19 protein-coding genes and 4 tRNA genes are annotated in these 19,769 nt (G+C 61.7%); 18 read left to right on the top strand and 5 right to left on the bottom strand.

Features of this window, described 5'->3' with window-relative positions; genetic code table 11:
- Window positions 1-69: 69 nt before the first annotated feature.
- From C4J84_RS16495 to C4J84_RS16435, 13 genes are all read left to right on the top strand, one after another.
- Window positions 70-2,589: a FimV/HubP family polar landmark protein gene (locus C4J84_RS16495; RefSeq protein ID WP_124435744.1), complete on the top strand. Its 2,520-nt coding sequence runs from the start codon at window positions 70-72 to the stop codon at window positions 2,587-2,589.
- A 162-nt stretch (window positions 2,590-2,751) separates the two neighbouring features.
- Entirely contained in the window at window positions 2,752-3,576 is an 825-nt protein-coding gene (truA, locus tag C4J84_RS16490) for a tRNA pseudouridine(38-40) synthase TruA (protein WP_124368998.1), read from the top strand.
- A gap of 64 nt (window positions 3,577-3,640) precedes the next feature.
- Window positions 3,641-4,273, top strand: coding sequence for a phosphoribosylanthranilate isomerase (locus C4J84_RS16485; protein ID WP_124435743.1), 633 nt, complete (start codon window positions 3,641-3,643; stop codon window positions 4,271-4,273).
- Window positions 4,274-4,518: 245 nt separating this feature from the next.
- On the top strand, window positions 4,519-5,439 hold the full coding sequence (gene accD / locus C4J84_RS16480) for an acetyl-CoA carboxylase, carboxyltransferase subunit beta (protein WP_005789754.1): 921 nt from the start codon (window positions 4,519-4,521) through the stop codon (window positions 5,437-5,439).
- The gene (gene folC, locus C4J84_RS16475; RefSeq protein ID WP_124435742.1) at window positions 5,436-6,743 is read left to right on the top strand and encodes a bifunctional tetrahydrofolate synthase/dihydrofolate synthase; all 1,308 of its coding nucleotides are present in this window, start codon (window positions 5,436-5,438) and stop codon (window positions 6,741-6,743) included. Before accD ends, folC begins: the two co-directional genes overlap by 4 nt.
- The gene (locus C4J84_RS16470; RefSeq protein ID WP_124367669.1) at window positions 6,727-7,386 is read left to right on the top strand and encodes an SPOR domain-containing protein; all 660 of its coding nucleotides are present in this window, start codon (window positions 6,727-6,729) and stop codon (window positions 7,384-7,386) included. Before folC ends, C4J84_RS16470 begins: the two co-directional genes overlap by 17 nt.
- A 247-nt stretch (window positions 7,387-7,633) precedes the next feature.
- On the top strand, window positions 7,634-8,191 hold the full coding sequence (locus C4J84_RS16465; protein WP_003192538.1) for a CvpA family protein: 558 nt from the start codon (window positions 7,634-7,636) through the stop codon (window positions 8,189-8,191).
- A gap of 40 nt (window positions 8,192-8,231) precedes the next feature.
- Window positions 8,232-9,737, top strand: a complete 1,506-nt coding sequence (gene purF / locus C4J84_RS16460; RefSeq protein ID WP_124363594.1) for an amidophosphoribosyltransferase — start codon at window positions 8,232-8,234, stop codon at window positions 9,735-9,737.
- 66 nt (window positions 9,738-9,803) lie between these two features.
- Entirely contained in the window at window positions 9,804-11,015 is a 1,212-nt protein-coding gene (locus C4J84_RS16455) for an O-succinylhomoserine sulfhydrylase (protein ID WP_124435741.1), read from the top strand.
- An 11-nt stretch (window positions 11,016-11,026) separates the two neighbouring features.
- Complete coding sequence (locus C4J84_RS16450) at window positions 11,027-11,791, top strand: SDR family oxidoreductase (protein WP_065892472.1); 765 nt, start codon at window positions 11,027-11,029, stop codon at window positions 11,789-11,791.
- Window positions 11,792-11,891: 100 nt separating this feature from the next.
- Window positions 11,892-11,967 (top strand) — tRNA-Val (locus C4J84_RS16445).
- A gap of 56 nt (window positions 11,968-12,023) precedes the next feature.
- A tRNA-Asp gene (locus tag C4J84_RS16440) sits at window positions 12,024-12,100 on the top strand.
- A 106-nt stretch (window positions 12,101-12,206) separates the two neighbouring features.
- Window positions 12,207-12,283: transfer RNA gene (locus C4J84_RS16435), tRNA-Asp, on the top strand.
- Between the two features lie 157 nt (window positions 12,284-12,440).
- Here the strand turns inward: C4J84_RS16435 and C4J84_RS16430 are convergent.
- Window positions 12,441-13,724 carry an FAD-binding oxidoreductase gene (locus C4J84_RS16430; RefSeq protein ID WP_124435740.1) on the bottom strand — a complete coding sequence of 428 codons (1,284 nt, stop codon included), beginning with the start codon at window positions 13,722-13,724 and terminating at the stop codon, window positions 12,441-12,443.
- A gap of 184 nt (window positions 13,725-13,908) precedes the next feature.
- On the opposite strand from C4J84_RS16430, the gene C4J84_RS16425 reads away from it, so the two are divergent.
- Window positions 13,909-13,985 (top strand) — tRNA-Val (locus C4J84_RS16425).
- 35 nt (window positions 13,986-14,020) lie between these two features.
- Here the strand turns inward: C4J84_RS16425 and C4J84_RS26295 are convergent.
- On the bottom strand, window positions 14,021-14,383 hold the full coding sequence (locus C4J84_RS26295; protein ID WP_164487814.1) for a hypothetical protein: 363 nt from the start codon (window positions 14,381-14,383) through the stop codon (window positions 14,021-14,023).
- 156 nt (window positions 14,384-14,539) lie between these two features.
- On the opposite strand from C4J84_RS26295, the gene C4J84_RS16420 reads away from it, so the two are divergent.
- The 4 genes from C4J84_RS16420 (at window position 14,540) to C4J84_RS16405 (ending at window position 17,352) form a co-directional block, all read left to right on the top strand.
- Window positions 14,540-15,256 (top strand): DUF969 domain-containing protein, encoded by a 717-nt coding sequence (locus tag C4J84_RS16420; RefSeq protein WP_124435739.1) that lies wholly within the window; start codon window positions 14,540-14,542, stop codon window positions 15,254-15,256.
- Window positions 15,253-16,203, top strand: coding sequence for a DUF979 domain-containing protein (locus C4J84_RS16415; protein WP_124435738.1), 951 nt, complete (start codon window positions 15,253-15,255; stop codon window positions 16,201-16,203). The genes C4J84_RS16420 and C4J84_RS16415 overlap by 4 nt, the downstream gene beginning before the upstream one ends.
- A 7-nt stretch (window positions 16,204-16,210) precedes the next feature.
- A complete protein-coding gene (gene pcp / locus C4J84_RS16410) occupies window positions 16,211-16,840 on the top strand; it encodes a pyroglutamyl-peptidase I (RefSeq protein WP_124435737.1) in 630 nt (209 codons plus the stop codon).
- 65 nt (window positions 16,841-16,905) lie between these two features.
- Window positions 16,906-17,352: an anti-virulence regulator CigR family protein gene (locus C4J84_RS16405; RefSeq protein WP_124371247.1), complete on the top strand. Its 447-nt coding sequence runs from the start codon at window positions 16,906-16,908 to the stop codon at window positions 17,350-17,352.
- Window positions 17,353-17,364: 12 nt separating this feature from the next.
- Here C4J84_RS16405 and C4J84_RS16400 read toward each other — a convergent pair whose 3' ends face one another.
- Genes C4J84_RS16400 through C4J84_RS16390 form a run of 3 tightly spaced genes read right to left on the bottom strand, consistent with a single transcriptional unit; the run spans window position 17,365 to window position 19,735 of the window.
- Entirely contained in the window at window positions 17,365-18,765 is a 1,401-nt protein-coding gene (locus tag C4J84_RS16400; protein WP_124435736.1) for a heavy metal sensor histidine kinase, read from the bottom strand.
- Window positions 18,762-19,433 carry a heavy metal response regulator transcription factor gene (locus C4J84_RS16395; RefSeq protein WP_124367657.1) on the bottom strand — a complete coding sequence of 224 codons (672 nt, stop codon included), beginning with the start codon at window positions 19,431-19,433 and terminating at the stop codon, window positions 18,762-18,764. The genes C4J84_RS16400 and C4J84_RS16395 overlap by 4 nt, the downstream gene beginning before the upstream one ends.
- A 41-nt stretch (window positions 19,434-19,474) precedes the next feature.
- On the bottom strand, window positions 19,475-19,735 hold the full coding sequence (locus C4J84_RS16390) for a DUF2790 domain-containing protein (RefSeq protein WP_124435735.1): 261 nt from the start codon (window positions 19,733-19,735) through the stop codon (window positions 19,475-19,477).
- Between the last annotated feature and the right edge of the window lie 34 nt (window positions 19,736-19,769).

Below are 19,769 nucleotides of genomic sequence, written 5' to 3'. Positions count from 1 at the left end.
GCCATGCCTTATGGCAGCGGTTACCAACCTTCTCGAAAGCCGGGGAGTGTTCAGACAAAGGATGAGGCTATGGTTCAAGTTCGCAAACTGGTGTTAGCAATAGCGGCCGCCTCGGCGCTGTCCTCCGGTATGGCGCAGGCGCTGCAACTCGGGGAGATGACCCTCAAGTCGAAGTTGAACCAGCCGCTGTCGGTGGAAATCGAGTTGCTCGACGTCGGCGGCCTTACGGCGTCCGAGATCACCCCAAGCCTGGCCTCGTCCCAGGCTTTCGTCGATGCCGGTGTCGATCGCCAGGCCTTTCTTGACGACCTCACCTTCACGCCGGTGGTCAATCCCAACGGCCGCAGCGTGGTGCGTGTCACCTCCAGCAAACCGTTGCCTGATTCCTATGTGCGCTTCCTGTTGCAGGTGCAGTGGCCGAACGGCCGACTCATGCGTGACTACAGCGTGCTGCTCGATCCCGCCAAATTCGACCAATCAACACCGGCTGCCAGTGCGCCAGCGCCGCGCTTGAGTGCGCCGGCCAGTACCGCGACCGCCGTCAGCAAGCCAGCGCAACATACCACCACTGCTCGCGATACTTTGTGGGAAATTGCCGAGAAAAACCGCAATGGTGGCTCTGTGCAGCAGACGATGCTGGCCATTCAGGCGCTCAACCCGGATGCGTTTATCAACGGCAACATCAACCGCCTGAAAACCGGCCAGGTCCTGCGCCTGCCGGACACCGTGCAAAGCACCGCGCTGGGGCAACCGCAAGCGATCGCCGAAGTGACGGCGCAGAACGCTGCCTGGCGTCAGGGCCGCCGCACCGCCGCCCAGCAAGTGGCGGGTAAGGCCCAGCTGGATGCTACCAAGCGCACCGAGACTGGCAATGCACCGTCGAGCACCAGCGCCAAGGACAACTTGAGCCTGGTGTCGGCCGAATCCGCCAAAAAAGGTGCAGCAGGCAAGGCCGGTGATAGCCGCGCGTTGAACGACAAGCTGGCGATGACCCAAGAACAGTTGGACACCACCCGTCGTGACAATGAAGAGCTCAAAAGCCGTGCGGCAGATCTGCAAAGCCAGTTGGACAAGCTGCAAAAGCTGATTCAACTGAAGAATGATCAGTTGGCCCGTCTGCAGGCCGAGAAGGGCGACGCGGCTGTGCCCGCAGCGGCGGCAGCGCCTGCGCAGTTGGCCGGTGAACCGGTGCCAGCCCCGGCAGCCCCGGTAGCAACCCCTGCTCCCGAGCCGACCAAGCCGGTTGCCGCGCCTGCAACCACCGAAGGCAAATTCAATGAGCTGCTGACTAACCCTGTGGTGCTCGGTGTGCTCGGTGGCGCGGCCGTGATTCTGGCGTTGCTGCTCCTGCTGCTGTGGGTGCGCCATCGCAACGCCCGTCTTGAAGAAGAAAAGCACCTGCGCATGGCGCGCGCGCTGGCTGAAGAGCCGGAGTTCACGTCGAATATCGATCGCGACCTGCCACCCGACAGTTTCGAAGGCCTGGAAGTACCGCCGCCGAGTGTCACGCGGGCACCCGCGCCTGCACCCGTTCCGGTGGTTGAGCCAGTTGTGCCTACCGTCGCCTCCGTGCTGGCACCGCTGGCGGCTGCCGTCGCCCCGACCTCCAGTGACGCGTTGTCCCAAGCCCAGTCCCATATCGACCGGGGCCACCTGAACCAGGCGGCGGATGTGCTTGAGCAAGCGATCAAGCAGGAGCCCAAGCGCAGTGACCTGCGTTTGAAACTGATGGAAGTCTACGGCCTGCAGAATGACAAGAACGGTTTTGTCAGCCAGGAGCGTCAGCTGGTGGCTACGGGTGAAAACCACGCCCAGGTCGAGCAGCTCAAGGGCCGTTTCCCGGCCATGGCGGTGTTGGCAGCAGGTGTGAGCGCCGCAGTGGCCGCCGCCGCCCTGGATGCCCAGTACGTCAAGGACCTGCTGGAAGACCAGCCGGCTGCGCCGCAGCCAGAGCCTCTGGATACCGATTTCGACCTGAGCCTGGACGACCTGGAGGCGGCATCGCCGGCAGAGGTCAAGGGCGATCAGTCGACATTCGAGGCGCTTCTTGAGCAGCAGACGGCCGCCAACGCCAGCGCAGATGACCTGTCGGATTTCGACCTGGATCTGCAATTGGATGCACCGGCTTCCGCGCAGTCCGATGACGACTTCCTGTCCGGTCTCGAAGAACAGATGAAAGACGTACCGGCCGCCGAGCCGCCGACCTTGACCCCGGCAGCACTGGACGACTTCGACTTGCCGGAAGATTTCGACCTCTCCCTGGCGGACGAGCCCGAATCGACGGCCAAGCCCGATGCCTTCGCTTCGGAACTGGACGACGTCAACGCCGAGTTGGACCGCCTGTCCCAGAGCCTGGAGCATCCCTCCATCGAGCCGTCCTTCACGGCTGAAGATGCAGCGCTCGGTGACGACGAGCCCGAGTTCGATTTCCTGTCGGGCTCCGATGAAGTCGCCACCAAGCTGGACCTGGCCCAGGCGTATATCGACATGGGCGACGCCGATGGCGCCAAGGACATCCTTTCCGAAGTGCTGACCGAGGGCAATGAGACCCAGCGCGGCGAGGCCAAGGAAATGCTCGGCCGAATCTGAAGGCTGCGCCCAACGGGGAGAGGGCTTGCTCCCTGCCACCGTTGGCGCGGCGTCCCCCCAACAAAAGCGCCCGTCGCGCAGCCGGCGCCTTTATAATCCCCGTCTTCGCGCAACTCATCAGGCTCTCAGTTCTTGGCAAATATAGATAACGCGGCCGCCGAAATGGCGGCCGCAGGCTTTCACCGCATCGCCCTCGGCGTGGAATACAAAGGCTCGCGCTATCGCGGCTGGCAGCGCCAGGCCTCCGGTGTGCTGACGGTGCAGGAAACCCTGGAAAACGCTCTGTCGAAAGTCGCTGACTCGCCGGTATCGTTGATGTGTGCCGGGCGTACCGACGCAGGCGTGCATGCCTGCGGCCAGGTGGTGCACTTCGACACCCAGGCCGAACGCTCGATGAAGGCGTGGGTGATGGGCGCCAATATCAATCTGCCCCATGACGTCAGCGTCACCTGGGCCAAGGTGATGCCGGCGCATTTTCATGCGCGCTTCAAGGCCATCGCCCGACGCTACCGCTACGTGATCTACAACGATCAGATCCGCCCGGCGCACCTGAATCAGGAAATCACCTGGAACCACCGCCCGCTGGATGCCGAGCGCATGGCCGAGGCCGCGCAGCATCTGGTGGGTGTGCATGATTTCAGCGCGTTTCGTGCCGGCCAATGCCAGGCCAAGTCGCCGATCAAGGAAGTCCACCATCTGCGCGTGACCCGGCATGGCAAGATGATTGTGCTGGATATACGTGCCGGGGCGTTCCTGCACCATATGGTGCGCAATATTGCGGGCGTACTGATGACCATTGGCACCGGCGAGCGTCCGGTGGAATGGGCCAGGGAAGTGCTGCAAAGCCGCATTCGCCGTACCGGTGGGGTGACGGCGCATCCGTTCGGCTTGTATCTGGTGGATGTGGAGTACCGCGACGAGTTCGAGCTGCCGGAGCGTTTTATCGGGCCACACTTCCTCACAGGTTTCAGTGAACTTGGCGGCTGACGCCTGGAAAAGCTTTTGTTACCATCCGGGACTTTCTCGGTTCAATCCCTGAGGTTTCTACGATATGTCAGCCGTTCGCAGCAAGATTTGCGGGATTACCCGCATCGAAGACGCGTTGGCGGCGGTCGAGGCGGGGGCGGATGCCATTGGCCTGGTGTTTTATGCCAAGAGCCCGCGGGCGGTGAATGTGTTGCAGGCGCGGGCCATCATCGCCGCGCTGCCACCGTTCGTGACCACCGTGGGTTTGTTCGTTAACGCCAGCCGTTGTGAACTCAATGAAACCCTGGATGCCGTGCCGCTGGACATGCTGCAGTTTCATGGCGACGAAACTCCGGACGAATGCGACAGCTATCAGCGCCCCTATATCAAGGCGTTGCGCGTCAAGGCCGGCGATGACATCGCCGCCGCCTGTGCCGCCTATGCGGGCGCGCGCGGGATTCTGCTGGACACCTACGTCGAAGGCGTTCCCGGCGGTACGGGAGAAGCCTTCGACTGGTCGCTGATCCCGGCGGGTTTGAGCAAGCCGGTCATCCTGGCGGGAGGGCTCAACGCGATGAATGTCGGCGCGGCTATCGAGCAGGTCCGGCCGTATGCGGTGGATGTCAGCGGCGGGGTGGAGCAGGGCAAGGGCATCAAGGATCACCACAAGATTCGCGCATTCCTGCGGGCCGTGCGCAACAGCAGCGGTGCGATGTGACGGCTGGCAGTCTGCCGCCGTCCATAACTACCACTGTGTAAAACAGCACCGGCGCCGCCTGCGGGAGGCCCGGAAACGAAGTGGCAACCCTGCGCTGGCAGGTTGTCTGGAAGGCTGAGGATGCAGGCGGGAAATGGCTGGTCGAACCTCTGACCCCGTCCCGCCGGCCTCATCGCCACATATGAATTTAGCTCAAGGGCATACGCGGGGCTGTGTTCAAGCCACCGGTACTGGAGAAAGAAAGCATGAGCAACTGGTTAGTAGACAAACTGATCCCTTCGATCATGCGTTCCGAGGTGAAGAAAAGCTCGGTTCCTGAAGGTCTGTGGCACAAGTGCCCATCCTGCGACGCGGTGCTGTACCGCCCGGAGCTGGAAAAGACCTTGGACGTTTGCCCCAAGTGCAACCACCACATGCGTATTGGCGCACGCGCCCGTATCGACATCTTCCTCGACGCCGACGGCCGCAACGAGCTGGGCGCTGACCTGGAGCCGGTCGACCGCCTCAAGTTCCGCGACAGCAAGAAGTACAAGGACCGTCTGGTCGGTGCGCAGAAGCAGACCGGCGAGAAAGACGCGCTGATCTCCGTCAGCGGCAAGCTGCTGGGCATGCCGGTGGTGGTTTCGGCGTTCGAGTTCTCCTTCATGGGCGGCTCCATGGGTGCCATCGTCGGCGAGCGTTTCGTGCGCGCCGCCAACTATGCCCTGGAAAACCGCTGCCCAATGATCTGCTTCGCCGCCTCCGGTGGCGCGCGTATGCAGGAAGCGCTGATTTCCCTGATGCAAATGGCCAAGACCTCGGCGGTATTGGCGCGTCTGCGCGAAGAAGGCATTCCGTTCATCTCGGTACTGACCGACCCGGTCTACGGCGGTGTTTCCGCCAGCCTGGCGATGCTCGGCGATGTGATCGTCGGTGAGCCAAAAGCCCTGATCGGCTTTGCCGGCCCACGCGTCATCGAGCAGACCGTGCGTGAAAAACTGCCGGAAGGTTTCCAGCGCAGCGAGTTCCTGCTGGAGCACGGTGCCATCGACCTGATCATCCCGCGCGGTGAGCTGCGCCCACGCCTGGGTAACCTGCTGGCGCAAATGATGGGCCTGCCGACGCCTGTCTACGTCGCGCCCAAGGTCGAGCCGATCGTCGTGCCACCGGTGCCAGCAAACCTATGACCCAACGTACCCTCGGCGAATGGCTCGCCTACCTTGAGCAGTTGCATCCGTCCGCCATCGACATGGGCCTGGAGCGCTCGCAACAGGTAGCGGCCCGCCTTGGGTTGGGACGGCCGGCACCGCGTGTGATCACGGTCACCGGCACCAACGGCAAAGGCTCCACCTGTGCCTTTGTCGCGGCGCTGCTGCAGGCCCAAGGGCTGAACGTCGGCGTCTACAGCTCGCCGCACCTGCTGCGTTACAACGAGCGGGTGCAGCTCAATGGCCGCGAAGCGAGCGACGAGCAGCTCTGCGAAGCCTTCGCCGCCCTCGATGCAGGGCGTGGCGAGATTTCCCTGACCTATTTCGAAATGGGCACCCTGGCGGCGTTGTGGCTGTTCGAGCGTGCGCAACTCGATGTCGTCGTCTTGGAAGTGGGCCTTGGCGGGCGTCTGGATACGGTCAACGTGGTGGATGCGGACATGGCGCTGGTCACCAGCATCGGCGTCGACCATGTCGATTACCTGGGTGACACCCGTGAATCCGTAGCATACGAAAAGGCCGGGATCTTTCGCCAGGGCAAGCCTGCATTGTGCGGCGATCTTGACCCTCCGCAACCCTTGCTGGACAAGGTGCTTGAGCTCGACTGCCCGTTCTTCCTGCGCGGGCGCGACTTCAATCTGGAGATCGGCGATCAGCATTGGCAATGGTCCGGGCGCGATGCGCGGGGCCAGCCGGTAGTGTTACGCGATTTGCCGCTGCTGAACCTGCCGATGGAGAATGCCGCGCTGGCGCTGCAAGCCTATCTGCTACTGGATCTGCCGTGGAATGCCGGGCAAATAGCCGCAACCCTGCTGGCAACGCGCATAGTAGGGCGTCTGGATCGACGTGCCGTGGAGTGGCAGGGCAAGCGCCTGAACCTGCTGCTGGATGTGGGCCATAACCCTCACGCTGCTGAGTATCTGGCGCAGCGCTTGGCGCAAACGCCGCCGTCCGGCCGCCGCCTGGCGGTGTTTGGCCTGCTGGCCGACAAGGATCTCGACGGCGTGCTTGCGCCGTTGCTGAGCGGGGTTCAGTCCTGGGCCGTTGCGCCGCTGGATACGCCACGTAGCCGTCCGGCAGTTGAGCTGGAAACGGCCTTGCAGAACCTTGGTGCGTCGGTGACGTCGTATGCAAGCATCACCGCGGCCCTCGAGGCGCAGTGTGCGGTAGCGACGGCCGAGGACGAGATTCTGTTGTTCGGATCATTTTATTGTGTTGCCGAGGCGCTCGAATGGCTGGCCCGGCGCTCCACGGAGGAAGCTGCACATGGCATTACTGGATAGCGCATACAAGCAGCGAATGGTCGGAGCCCTGGTGTTGGTGGCATTGGCGGTGATTTTCTTGCCGATGCTGTTTTCCCGTCAGGACGAACAGCGCCAGGTGGTCGTCGAGGCTCCGGCTGCGCCCCAGGCGCCGGTGGTGCCTCAGGTCCAGGTTGAACCGGTGGTGGTGCCTGAGCCGCAGGCGCTGCCTGAAGAAGAGCCGGTGCCGAGCGATGAAGAGGTCGCCGCGCAACAGGCGCCGTCCATGCCGGTGCAGCCAAGCGTGCCGGTGGTCAAGCCGGCACCCGCTCCGGCTGTTGCCGCCAAGCCCGCGACGCCAGCGCCTGCGCCCAAACCGGTAGCGCCACAGCCTGCCGCGCCGGGCAAGCCTGACGTGGGGCAGAGCCGTATCGACCCGAATGGTCTGCCGATCAGCTGGTCGATTCAAGTGGCCAGCCTGGGCAACCGCGAAGGCGCCGACGCCTTGCAGAAAAAGCTGCGCGCCCAGGGTTACAACGCCTACATCCGTAGCGCCGACGGCAAGAACCGCGTGTTTATCGGGCCGCTGATCGAGCGCGCCGAAGCCGACCGCCTGCGGGATCTACTGGACCGTCAGCAGAACCTCAAGGGTTTCGTCACTCGCTTTCAGCCTGAGCGCGGCTGATTTCGAGACTTGAAATGCAGTCAAGTGTGGGAGGGGGCTTGCTCCCGATAGCGGTGGGTCAGTCAGTGTATCTGACACTGAACCACAGCCATCGGGAGCAAGCCCCCTCCCACATTGGTTTTCAGCGGTCTTGAAATACCGTTCGCACTGCCCAATCTATTGATTTGCAAGGCACCCGCAATCACCGCTTACCGATAGCCCGGCGCTCTGCTAAAATGCGCCGCCTTATCCGTACGTAGGCTGCACTGTGCCATTTACCTGGGTTGATTGGGCGATCGTTGCAATCGTCGCCATCTCCGCTTTGATCAGTCTGAGCCGCGGCTTCGTAAAAGAAGCACTGTCGTTGCTGACCTGGATCATCGCAGGAGTCGTAGCCTGGATGTTCGGTGGTTCACTGTCGGTCTACCTGGCCGGGTACATAGAGACACCCTCGGCTCGCGTCATCGCGGGCTGCGCCATCATGTTCATCGCCACGCTGCTGGTGGGGGCAATGGTCAATTATCTTATTGGCGAGTTGATACGTGTCACCGGCCTGTCCGGGACCGATCGATTTCTCGGCATGGCCTTCGGCGCCGCGCGTGGCGCGTTGCTGGTGGTCGTGGCGGTCGGGCTGTTGAGCCTGGGGCCGGTACAGCAGGATTCGTGGTGGCAGGAGTCGGTGCTCGTGCCAAAATTTCTATTGGTTGCAGACTGGTCCAAGAACCTCATATTGGGGTGGAGCAGTCAGTGGCTGGCCAGCGGAATCAGCGTACCCGCTGATCTTCCGTTCAAGGAACATCTCTTGCCGGCCAAAACGCCTCAGTAAGAGTGTTCAGTCAAGATCCATTAAGTAGGGGTTGCGTCGCATGTGTGGCATCGTCGGTATCGTCGGTAAGTCGAACGTCAATCAGGCGCTGTATGACGCGCTAACCGTCCTCCAGCACCGCGGCCAGGACGCTGCCGGTATTGTGACCAGCCACGACGGCCGGTTATTCCTGCGCAAGGACAATGGCCTGGTGCGCGACGTGTTCCATCAGCGTCACATGCAGCGCCTGGTCGGTCACATGGGCATTGGCCATGTGCGTTACCCAACCGCTGGTAGCTCGACGTCGGCCGAAGCTCAGCCGTTCTACGTCAACTCGCCTTACGGCATTACCCTGGCGCACAACGGCAACCTGACCAACGTTGAGCAACTGGCCAAGGAGATCTACGAATCTGACCTGCGCCACGTCAACACCAGTTCCGACTCGGAAGTGCTGCTCAACGTGTTCGCCCATGAGCTGGCCCAGCGCGGCAAGCTGCAGCCCACCGAAGAAGACGTGTTTGCCGCCGTGATCGACGTGCATAACCGTTGCGTGGGCGGCTATGCCGTCGTGGCGATGATCACCGGTTATGGCATCGTCGGGTTCCGTGACCCGCACGGCATCCGCCCGATCGTGTTTGGCCAGCGTCACACCGACGAAGGCGTCGAGTACATGATCGCCTCCGAAAGCGTGTCCCTGGATGTACTGGGCTTTACGTTGATTCGCGACCTGGCACCGGGCGAAGCTGTGTACATCACCGAAGACGGCAAGCTGCACACCCGTCAGTGCGCCGTTGCGCCGAAACTTACCCCCTGCATCTTCGAACACGTCTACCTGGCGCGTCCGGATTCGATCATCGACGGTGTTTCGGTGTACAAGGCGCGCCTGCGCATGGGTGAGAAGCTGGCCGAGAAGATCCTGCGCGAGCGTCCCGAGCACGACATCGACGTGGTGATCCCGATCCCGGACACCAGCCGTACCGCCGCGCTGGAACTGGCCAACCACCTGGGCGTCAAGTTCCGCGAAGGCTTCGTCAAGAACCGCTACATCGGCCGTACCTTCATCATGCCCGGCCAGGCAGCGCGCAAGAAGTCGGTGCGCCAGAAGCTCAACGCCATCGAGCTGGAATTCCGTGGCAAGAATGTGATGCTGGTGGATGACTCCATCGTGCGCGGCACCACGTGCAAGCAGATCATCCAGATGGCCCGTGAAGCCGGTGCGAAGAACGTGTACTTCTGTTCCGCCGCGCCTGCCGTGCGTTACCCGAACGTGTACGGTATCGATATGCCGAGCGCCCACGAACTGATCGCCCACAATCGTTCGACCCAGGACGTGGCCGACCTGATCGGCGCCGACTGGTTGATCTACCAGGACCTGCCTGACCTGATCGAAGCGGTCGGCGGCGGCAAGATCAAGATCGACCAGTTCGACTGTGCCGTGTTCGACGGCAAGTACGTGACCGGTGACGTCGATGAGGCCTACCTGAACAAGATCGAGCAGGCGCGCAACGACTCGTCGAAGATCAAGACCCAGGCGGTCAGCGCGATCATCGATCTGTACAACAACTGAGTGAACACCGGCCCTGAGGGGCCGGTTTTGTATCTTAAATAAAGAATTCGAGTAAGGAGTCGCAGCATGAGTCAGGAATGGGATGCCGGTCGTTTGGACAGCGACCTCGATGGCGTAGCTTTCGATACCCTGGCTGTGCGCGCCGGCCAGCACCGCACCCCGGAAGGGGAGCACGGTGATCCGATGTTCTTCACCTCCAGTTATGTATTCCGCACGGCGGCCGACGCTGCTGCGCGTTTTGCCGGTGAAGTGCCGGGCAACGTCTACTCGCGCTATACCAACCCGACCGTGCGTGCGTTCGAAGAGCGTATCGCCGCCCTGGAGGGGGCTGAGCAGGCGGTGGCCACGGCGACCGGCATGGCGGCGATCCTGGCGGTGGTGATGAGCCTGTGCAGCGCTGGCGACCACGTGCTGGTATCGCGCAGCGTGTTCGGTTCGACCATCAGCCTGTTCGAGAAGTATTTCAAGCGCTTCGGTATCGAAGTGGATTACGTGCCCCTGGCGGATCTGTCCGGTTGGGAGGCGGCGATCAAGGCCAATACCAAGCTGCTGTTCGTTGAGTCGCCGTCCAACCCGCTGGCTGAACTGGTGGATATCGCCGCGCTGGCCGAAGTGGCGCACGCCAAGGGCGCGATGCTGGTCGTCGACAACTGCTTCTGCACCCCGGCTCTGCAACAGCCGTTGAAGTTGGGCGCAGACATCGTGGTGCATTCGGCCACCAAGTTCATCGACGGCCAGGGCCGTTGCATGGGCGGTGTGGTGGCCGGTCGCAGCGAGCAGATGAAGGAAGTGGTGGGCTTCCTGCGTACCGCAGGGCCGACCCTGAGCCCGTTCAACGCGTGGATTTTCCTCAAGGGCCTGGAAACCCTCAGCCTGCGCATGAAGGCCCATTGCGCCAATGCCCAGGCGCTGGCCGAGTGGCTGGAGCAGCAGGACGGGATCGAGAAAGTGCATTACGCCGGCCTCAAGAGCCACCCGCAGCACGCATTGGCGCAGCGCCAGCAGCGCGGGTTCGGCGCGGTAGTGAGTTTCGAAGTGAGGGGCGGCAAAGAGGGCGCCTGGCGCTTTATCGATGCCACGCGCCTGATCTCGATCACCGCTAACCTGGGTGACAGCAAAACCACCATCACGCACCCGAGCACCACCTCCCATGGGCGCCTGGCGCCGCAGGAGCGTGAAGCGGCAGGCATCCGTGACAGTCTGATTCGCATCGCGGTCGGGCTGGAAGACGTGGCTGACTTGCAGGCCGACCTGGCTCGCGGGCTGGCGGCCTTGTGATCGAGTGGTCCATGGAGGCCGCAGCGGCCAGTAACGGGCGCGTGGCACTGGTGACCGGTGCAGCGCGGGGCATTGGTCTCGGGATCGCGGCGTGGCTGATCAGCGAAGGCTGGCAGGTGGTGTTGACCGACCTGGACCGCGAGCGCGGCTCCAAGGTGTCCAAGGTGCTGGGCGAGAATGCCTGGTTCATCACCATGGACGTGGCCGACGAGAAGCAAGTGGCCCAAGGTGTCGCGGAGGTATTGGGGCAGTTCGGGCGCCTGGATGCGTTGGTGTGCAATGCGGCGGTGGCCGATCCGCGCAATATCACCCTGGAAAGCCTCGACCTGGCTTACTGGAACCGCGTACTGGCAGTGAACCTCAGTGGGCCGATGCTGCTGGCCAAGCACTGCGCGCCGTACCTGCGCGCCCACGGTGGCGCTATCGTCAACCTGGCCTCGACACGGGCGCGCCAATCGGAGCCGGACACCGAAGCGTATGCGGCGAGCAAGGGTGGCCTGCTGGCGCTGACTCACGCGTTGGCGATGAGCCTGGGCCCGGAAGTGCGCGTCAATGCGGTCAGCCCTGGCTGGATCGATGCGCGTGATCCCGCTGCGCGGCGTGCCGAGCCGCTCACCGATGCCGATCACGCTCAGCATCCGGCGGGCCGGGTAGGCACGGTGGAAGACGTAGCCGCCATGGTAGCGTGGTTACTGTCGCGCCAGGCCGGCTTTGTCACCGGGCAGGAGTTCGTGGTGGACGGTGGCATGAGCAAGAAGATGATTTACAGCGAGTAGGGCGGTCTTGAAGCATTTTTGTCTTTTTCAGAAAAACTTCAAGCGGGCTATTGACTTAGGTCCGCTACCTGCGTAAATTTCGCGGCCTCAACGAAGCAAAGGGTGATTAGCTCAGCTGGGAGAGCATCTGCCTTACAAGCAGAGGGTCGGCGGTTCGATCCCGTCATCACCCACCACTTCTTGAGAGTTTTGCCCTTGTGGCAAGACGCAACGTTAAAGGTTGCACCGACGCGCAGCGGTAGTTCAGTCGGTTAGAATACCGGCCTGTCACGCCGGGGGTCGCGGGTTCGAGTCCCGTCCGCTGCGCCATATTTTCCAGGTCCGATGTGTCGGACTTGAGATTGAACAGCGAAAGCTGATCAGTCAGATGTTTAAAGGTGATTGAGGGATTTAGCCTCAGTCAGCCAAGCGATACGCAGCGGTAGTTCAGTCGGTTAGAATACCGGCCTGTCACGCCGGGGGTCGCGGGTTCGAGTCCCGTCCGCTGCGCCATATCTGCCTCAAGGCCCACTGAACGCCTTGAAGCACAAAGAAAGCCATTGGCTGACTTTGACCCGATAGCAAAGACCCTGGTCGAAAGACCGGGGTTTTTTGTGCCTGCGATTTGGCTTTCTAGGCAAGGAGCCGGCGAACCGGCTCCCGTTGTGCGTCAAAAACCCAGCTTGTCCCGTAGCCCGTAATACCACGCGCCCATTGCGGCAAAAGGCGTGCGCAAGAGCTGACCGCCGGGAAACGGGTAGTGGGGCAGGTCGGCGAACGCATCGAAGCGTTCTGCCTGGCCTCTCAGGGCTTCGGCCAATACCTTGCCCGCCAGGTGTGTGTAGGTCACGCCATGGCCGCTGCAGCCCTGTGAGTAATAAATGTTGTCGCCGAGGCGGCCAACCTGAGGCAAGCGCGACAGGGTCAGCAGGAAATTGCCGGTCCATGCGTAGTCGATCTTTACGTCCTTGAGCTGCGGGAAAGCCTTGAGCATTTTCGGCCGAATGATCGCTTCGATATTCGCCGGGTCGCGCGCGCCATACACCACGCCACCGCCGAAGATCAGGCGCTTGTCGCTGGTGAGGCGGTAATAATCGAGCAGGTAGTTACAGTCTTCGACACAGTAGTCCTGCGGCAGCAACGTCCTGGCCAATTCATCGCCCAAGGGGGCGGTAGTGATCACTTGGGTGCCGCACGGCATTGATTTCGCCGCCAGCTCCGGCACCAGGTTACCCAGATAGGCATTCCCCGCGACGATGATGAACTTGGCCCTGACTTTACCTTCGGCGGTATGTACCACCGGATTGGCGCCGCGTTCGATGCGCACCGCTGCCGATTGCTCATAGATCGTGCCGCCCAGGGATTCAACGGCTGCCGCCTCGCCCAAGGCCAGGTTGAGCGGGTGGATATGCCCGCCGCTCATGTCCAGCAGGCCGCCTACATAGTTGTCACAAGCCACTACTTCGCGAATCCGGCGCTCGTCCAGCAGCTCCAGCTGCGTATGGCCGTAGCGCTCCCACAGGCGCTTCTGCGATTCCAGGTGGCCCATGTGCTTGTTGTTGAGGGCGGCGAACACACCGCCGTCCTTCAAGTCGCACTGGATCTGATACTTGGCCACGCGCTCACGAATGATCCTGCCACCCTCGAATGCCATCTCGCCGAGCAACTGCGCCTGCTTGGGCCCGACGCTGCGTGCGATGACATCGATGTCGCGGCTGTAGCTATTGACAATCTGCCCGCCATTGCGACCGGACGCACCAAAACCTACCTTGGCGGCTTCCAGCACCGTCACGCGAAAGCCGTTCTCGAGCAGAAACAGCGCGCTGGACAGGCCGGTGTAACCGGCGCCGATCACACAGACATCGGTTTCGATCTCACCTTGCAGCACCGGGCGCGGCGGAACCGCGTTCGCGGAGGCGGCGTAATAGGACTGGGGGTAGGGGGTGTTCGCCATCCTGGAACCTCTGTTTTATATTTTTTACGAGTGCGGCGATCCTACCTGAGTTGAAAATTGCCTGCCAGCCACCCGTAAATCGCGGGCGTGCCGCCCGCGAATAAAAAATTCGCATATTCATAGGCTTAGCTGCAAAAAAGATGTTGACACCCCTACGGAATTCCGTAGAATGCCGCCTCACAGCAGGCACGTAGCTCAGTTGGTTAGAGCACCACCTTGACATGGTGGGGGTCGTTGGTTCGAGTCCAATCGCGCCTACCAAACAAAATCCGCTCTGCTGGGCGGTCTAGAAGGGCTCACCGAAAGGTGAGCCCTTTTTTGTTGCTCGGAATTCGGGCAATACCTCGCCAAAGTGACACCTCACGGCGCACTTGAGGGCTACGCGTCTCGATCAACAGAAAAGCGTAGCCACCGACAGCAGGCAAATAATCTGGACCACCATCTGGCAACGTATTTCGCCAATTGCTGTCGCCATACTGCTCATGTGACCGGCATACATAGCTGGAGCCCTCATTGTCGGCAATCGCACCGTGGATGATCCGCAGGACCATCATGGCTGAGTATAGGGCCAATCCCGAATCCCTCCAGTTGTCGGGGCCTTCGCTGCCAATATCGACAAAATTTATTGGTCTGCAGCAACAGTTTTTCTTGTTGGACACCTCCCACCTCAAGGCAGCAAAGTTGCCGCCACTGCTCGACCTTCCGGGTCAACAATAAAAAAACCGAGCCGACTGCACGCCACTTTCATGCTGTGAGCCCTTTGCTCACATCCTGCTGTAATGGCGCCGCAGCGCGCACTAAAGGACCTCTCCGCCATGCAAACTGTTGTGAACTTATGGCCGTTGATCGGCGTACTTGTCATCGTGGCCGGCTTTGTATTGCGCTTCAATCCGTTGCTGGTGGTGACCGCCGCCGCTATCGCTACCGGGCTCGCCGCCCATTTCCCGCTGGAAAAAATTCTCGCAACCATGGGTGATGGCTTCCTTCAAACCCGTGCGCTGCAATTGATCCTGTTATTACCGCTGGCGGTGATTGGCCTGTTGGAGCGTCATGGCCTGCGCCTGCATGCGCAGAACTGGATCGCCCGCTTCGAGCGCGCGACGGTCGGGCGTTTGCTGATCATCTATCTGTTCGTACGTGAAACGACCGCGGCCATGGGGCTGACCAGCCTGGGCGGGCATCCGCAGATGGTACGGCCATTGCTGGCGCCGATGGCCGAAGGGGCGGCGGAAAAACGCTATGGCAAGCTGCCGGACAAACTGCGTCACAAGGTATTGGCCATGTGCGCCGCCACCGACAACGTGGGGCTGTTTTTTGGCGAGGACATCTTCGTCGCCTTTGGTGCGATCGCCTTGATGCACACCTTCCTGCTCGGCTCGGGGATTGATGTAGATCCGCTGCATATTGCGGTGTGGGGCATCCCCACGGCGATCTGTGCCTTTATCATCCACGCCATTCGCCTGCACCGGTTCGATCGCAGGTTGACCCGTGAGATGACCGCCGCCGCCCCGTCGGTGGAGGCCGCGCAATGATTATTTCCATTCAATACCTGTACTGGCTGGCCGGGGTGCTGTTGCTGATCACTGCAGGCATGATCGTGTTGGATCGCACCCACCCCAAGCGTTGGTCCAGCGCGCTGTTCTGGCTGCTGTTTGCCATTCCGTTCCTGGTGGGGGAGCGGCTGCCCTCGGTGGTCATCGGTGTCGGCGTTGTGGTGATGGCGTTGATTGCGGGCCTGGGCGGCGTTGGCCGTGGCCAGCACGCCGAATTGCATGTCAAGGCTTCCCGTGCCAGTGCCGGTCGCCTGGGTCACAAGCTGTTTATCCCGGCGCTGGCGATTCCGCTGACCACGGTGATTGGCTCGGTATTGCTCAAGCACACCGAAATTGGCGGCGTGCCGCTGCTCGATCCGAAGAACACCACCTTCGTCTCGCTCGGCATCGGCTGCCTGATCGCCCTCGGCCTGGCCTGCTGGCTGACCCGCGATACGCCGGTGCAAGCCTTGCGCGAATCGCGTCGCCTGACCGAAGCCCTTGGCTGGGCCATGGTGCTGCCGCAGATGCTGGCAATGCTCGGGCTGTTGTTCAATGAAGCCGGGGTGGGCACGGCGGTCGCTCATATCACCACCACCTACATCAACCTGGATTTCAAGTTGGTGGCGGTCATGGTGTATGTGCTGGGCATGGCCTTGTTTACCGTGATCATGGGCAACGGCTTCGCCGCCTTTCCGGTGATGACCGGTGGCGTCGGCGTGCCGGTGCTGGTAGGGATCTACGGCGGCAACCCGGCGGTAATGGCAGCGATCGGCATGTTCTCCGGCTACTGCGGTACGCTGATGACGCCGATGGCGGCCAACTTCAATATCGTACCGGCCGCGCTGCTTGAGCTGCCAGACAAGAACGCGGTGATCAAGGCCCAATTGCCCACCGCCTTGATGATGCTGGTGGTCAATATCGTGCTGCTTTATCTGTTGATGTGAGGCCAGGATGAATACCTTATTGCTGACAGGCTTCGAGCCTTTCGATCACGACGACGTCAACCCATCCTGGGAAGCGGTGCGCCAGCTGGAGGGGGTGCAACTGAGCGATGACGTGCGGATCGTCGCGCGCCAATTGCCCTGTGCCTTTGCCACTGCTGCCGACACCTTGATGGAGTTGATCGACGAATTACATCCGGTAATGGTCATCGCCACGGGGCTGGGCCCTGGGCGCAGCGACATCTCTATCGAGCGGGTCGCGATCAACGTCAATGACGCACGCATCCCGGACAACCTGGGCGCCCAGCCGATTGATACGGCGGTGGTAGAGGGTGGCCCGGCCGCTTACTTCTCGACATTGCCGATCAAGGGCATGGTCAGGGCGGTGCGGGAAGCGGGTATTGCTGCCTCGGTTTCGCAGACGGCGGGCACGTTCGTGTGTAATCAGGTGTTTTATCGATTGCAGCATGCGCTGGCGGGTTCAGCGGTGCGCAGTGGGTTTATCCATGTGCCGGGCTTGCCTGAGTCGGGTCAGCCGTCAATGGCGCTGCCGGTGTTGGTGGAAGGCTTGCGCCTGGCGGTCTCGGCAGCCTGGCAGACTCAGGTGGATATTGTGGAAACAGGTGGGCGGGTGAGCTGATTCAGTACGCGGTGGGCTAAACCTCGACTACAGTTGATCAGGTATCCCCCTGGAAAAACTACATCATGATCAAGTGCCCGAAGTGTGTGTCCGTAGTGTTGTCGCTCGCATTGTTTGCAGGCAGCAGTATCGCCTTGGCTGATCCCGGCAATGGCAAAGGCCAGGGCAATAACAAAGGGAATAACCAGGCGGGGCAGGGCCACGGCAAGCCTGGTGGCAAAGGTTCGGCGGGTAATCACGGCCCCAGCGTTGATCGGGGCAGTGTGCTGAGCCTGGTGGGCGGTAACCGCGATTACTGGAGCCCTGGGCCTGCGCTGCCTCCGGGTATTCAGAAAAATCTGGCGCGCGGCAAGCCGCTGCCGCCCGGTATCGCCAAGAAACTCGATGGTCGCCTGGCGGGGCGCCTGCCTCACTACGACGGGTATGAATGGCAGCAAGCCGGCACTGACTTGATTCTGGTAACCATCGCCACCGGTATCATCTACGAAGTGCTCAACGGGGCTTTTGATTGACCCGGCGGTGCCTCACGCTTCCCGGGCGGGGAAAAACAACTCGAAACGCGTGACGCCGTCTTCACTGCTGACGCCATACCGCCCGTTGTGCAATTGCATGATGGTTGCCACGATCGACAGCCCCAGCCCATTGGACTGGGAGGACCGCTCGCGGGATTCATCCACCCGGTAAAAGCGTTCGAACAACCGTGGTAGGTGCTCGGCGGGAATGGTTTCACCGTGGTTACTGACCCTCAGGTTGATGCCCTCGTCATTTGCAATGGCCTGGATGCTCAGCTTTGAACCCGGCGAACCATACTTGATGGCGTTGGCGCACAGGTTGGCCAGGGCACGCCGCAGGAGCATCGGCTCCGCCCAGATCACACCTTCGCCCTCGACCACGATGTGCATGCCTGCGTCAGCGGCCAACCCTTCGAAATAATCCGCGATGCGTTCCACTTCATCCGCAGCGTCCAGCGCCTGGCGTTGGCGCAACGCGCTGGCGGGATCGGTGCGCGCCAGAAACAGCATGTTGTCGAGCATCCGCGCCAAGCGTTCGAGTTCTTCGACATTGGAGGCCAACAGCTGCTGGTAGCTTTCGATACTGCGCTGCTGTTGCAGGGCAACCTGGGTTTCGCCGAGCAGGTTGTTGATCGGCGTGCGCAGTTCATGGGCCATGTCGGTGGACACCTGGCCCAATTGCACAAAGCCTTTGGACAAGCGTTCAAGCATGGTGTTGAACGACTCGATCATCGGCAGCAATTCTTTGGGTGCGCCCTGGCCGTCGAGGCGCTCGGCCAGGTTGCCGACGCCGATCCCTTGCGCGTGCCGGGCGAGCCGGCGCAAGGGCAGCAAGCCGCGATGCACCAGCAGGTAACCGGCCAACGCCAGGACGATCGCAGCGATGCTCGCCAGGATGTAAACGCTCAACCGATAGCTGGCGAGTACGGCGGTGCGCTCGGTCATCAGGCGGCCGCTGGTGACTTGCAGGCTGCCCAGGTCGCCGGAGTCGATGGTCGCGGCCACGGTTGAAAAAGGAATGCCGTTGAGGCCCGGCAGATGCTGCACATCGCTCAGCGCCAGTACGTGATCCTTGGGCACCGGTTTGACCGAGGGCAGCTCGATATTCGCCGGGTTCACCAGCAGCAACGGTTGTTGGCCGGGGGCGCCGATGCTCAATACGGATTCGCGGTTGCCCAGCATATTCTGGAACAGCTCGGGCTTTGTCTGGATCAGGCCCAGGGTATTGCTGTCGTTGAGCAGGTTGCGCAGTTGATCCACTCGGGATATCAGCGCGGTGTCGTCGCGGCGCACCAACTCGCGCTCCAGCTCACGGTAAAGTGCTACGCCCAAGGTGGCCAGCAAGGCAAAAGCGAGCAAGGCGAAGATCAGCGCCAGGCGCAGCGTCAGCGAATAATGGCGAGCGCGGCTCATGGCTGGGTATCGAAGCGGTAGCCGATGCCACGCACGCTGTGGATCAGCTTGAGCTGGAACGGGTCGTCGATTTTCAAGCGCAGGCGCCGCACAGCCACGTCGACCACATTAGTGTCACTGTCAAAATTCATGTCCCATACCCGCGAGGCAATCAGCGAGCGCGACAGCACCTGGTCCTGGTGAGTGGCGAACAGGTGCAGCAGGGCGAACTCTTTATTGGTCAGGGTGATGCGCGTGCCGGCGCGGGTGACGCGGCGCTTGAGCACATCGATTTGCAGGTCGGCGATGTGCAGGTGTTCTTCCTCTCGTGTCGGGCCGCGTCGGGTCAGGGTGCGCAGGCGTGCGACCAGCTCGGCGAAGGAGAAGGGCTTGATCAGGTAGTCGTCGGCGCCCAGCTCCAGGCCTTTGATGCGGTCGGCGATGTCATCGCGGGCGGTGAGAAACAGCACCGGCGTGTCGGCTTCCTTGCGCAAGCGGCGCAGGACTTCCCAGCCATCCATCTTCGGCATCATCACATCGAGCACGATCACGTCGAACGGGGTTTCCAGGGCCTGGTGCAAACCGTCCACGCCATCGCGGGCCAGGCTCACGCTGTAGCCCAGCTCCTGCAGGCCATTGAGCAGGTAATTGCCGGCCTTGGGTTCGTCTTCGACTACGAGGATGTTCATGGGAAAGCCCTGGTTCGATGGGGTGCGCAAGTTTAGCCTGATCAATTGTCACTGGCGCAACCGGTGCCCTGCACGCGGTAATTCAGCACATGCTCACGGTCCTGGTGGTCCAGGTAGCGCAGTTGTGCCGGGACGATACCGCATTGGCCGTAGGAGTCGGTACTGGACAAAACCTTGGCGACATCCAGGTGGACGAAGAAGCCGGTCTGATCATGGATCACGGGCGCGGTTGAAGCGGTGTCGGCAGCGAATACCGAGCCGGTGGCGAGCAACGCAGCAAAGGCGAGGGCAAAGCGTTTCATGGCGAGATCTCTGTTTAAAGTGGCTGCCGGGGTT

The organism is Pseudomonas sp. R11-23-07 (assembly GCF_003852295.1).
GTDB lineage: Bacteria > Pseudomonadota > Gammaproteobacteria > Pseudomonadales > Pseudomonadaceae > Aquipseudomonas.
The sequence above is the reverse complement of the archived record's forward strand: the minus strand, read 5'-3'. Positions and strand labels throughout refer to the sequence as shown.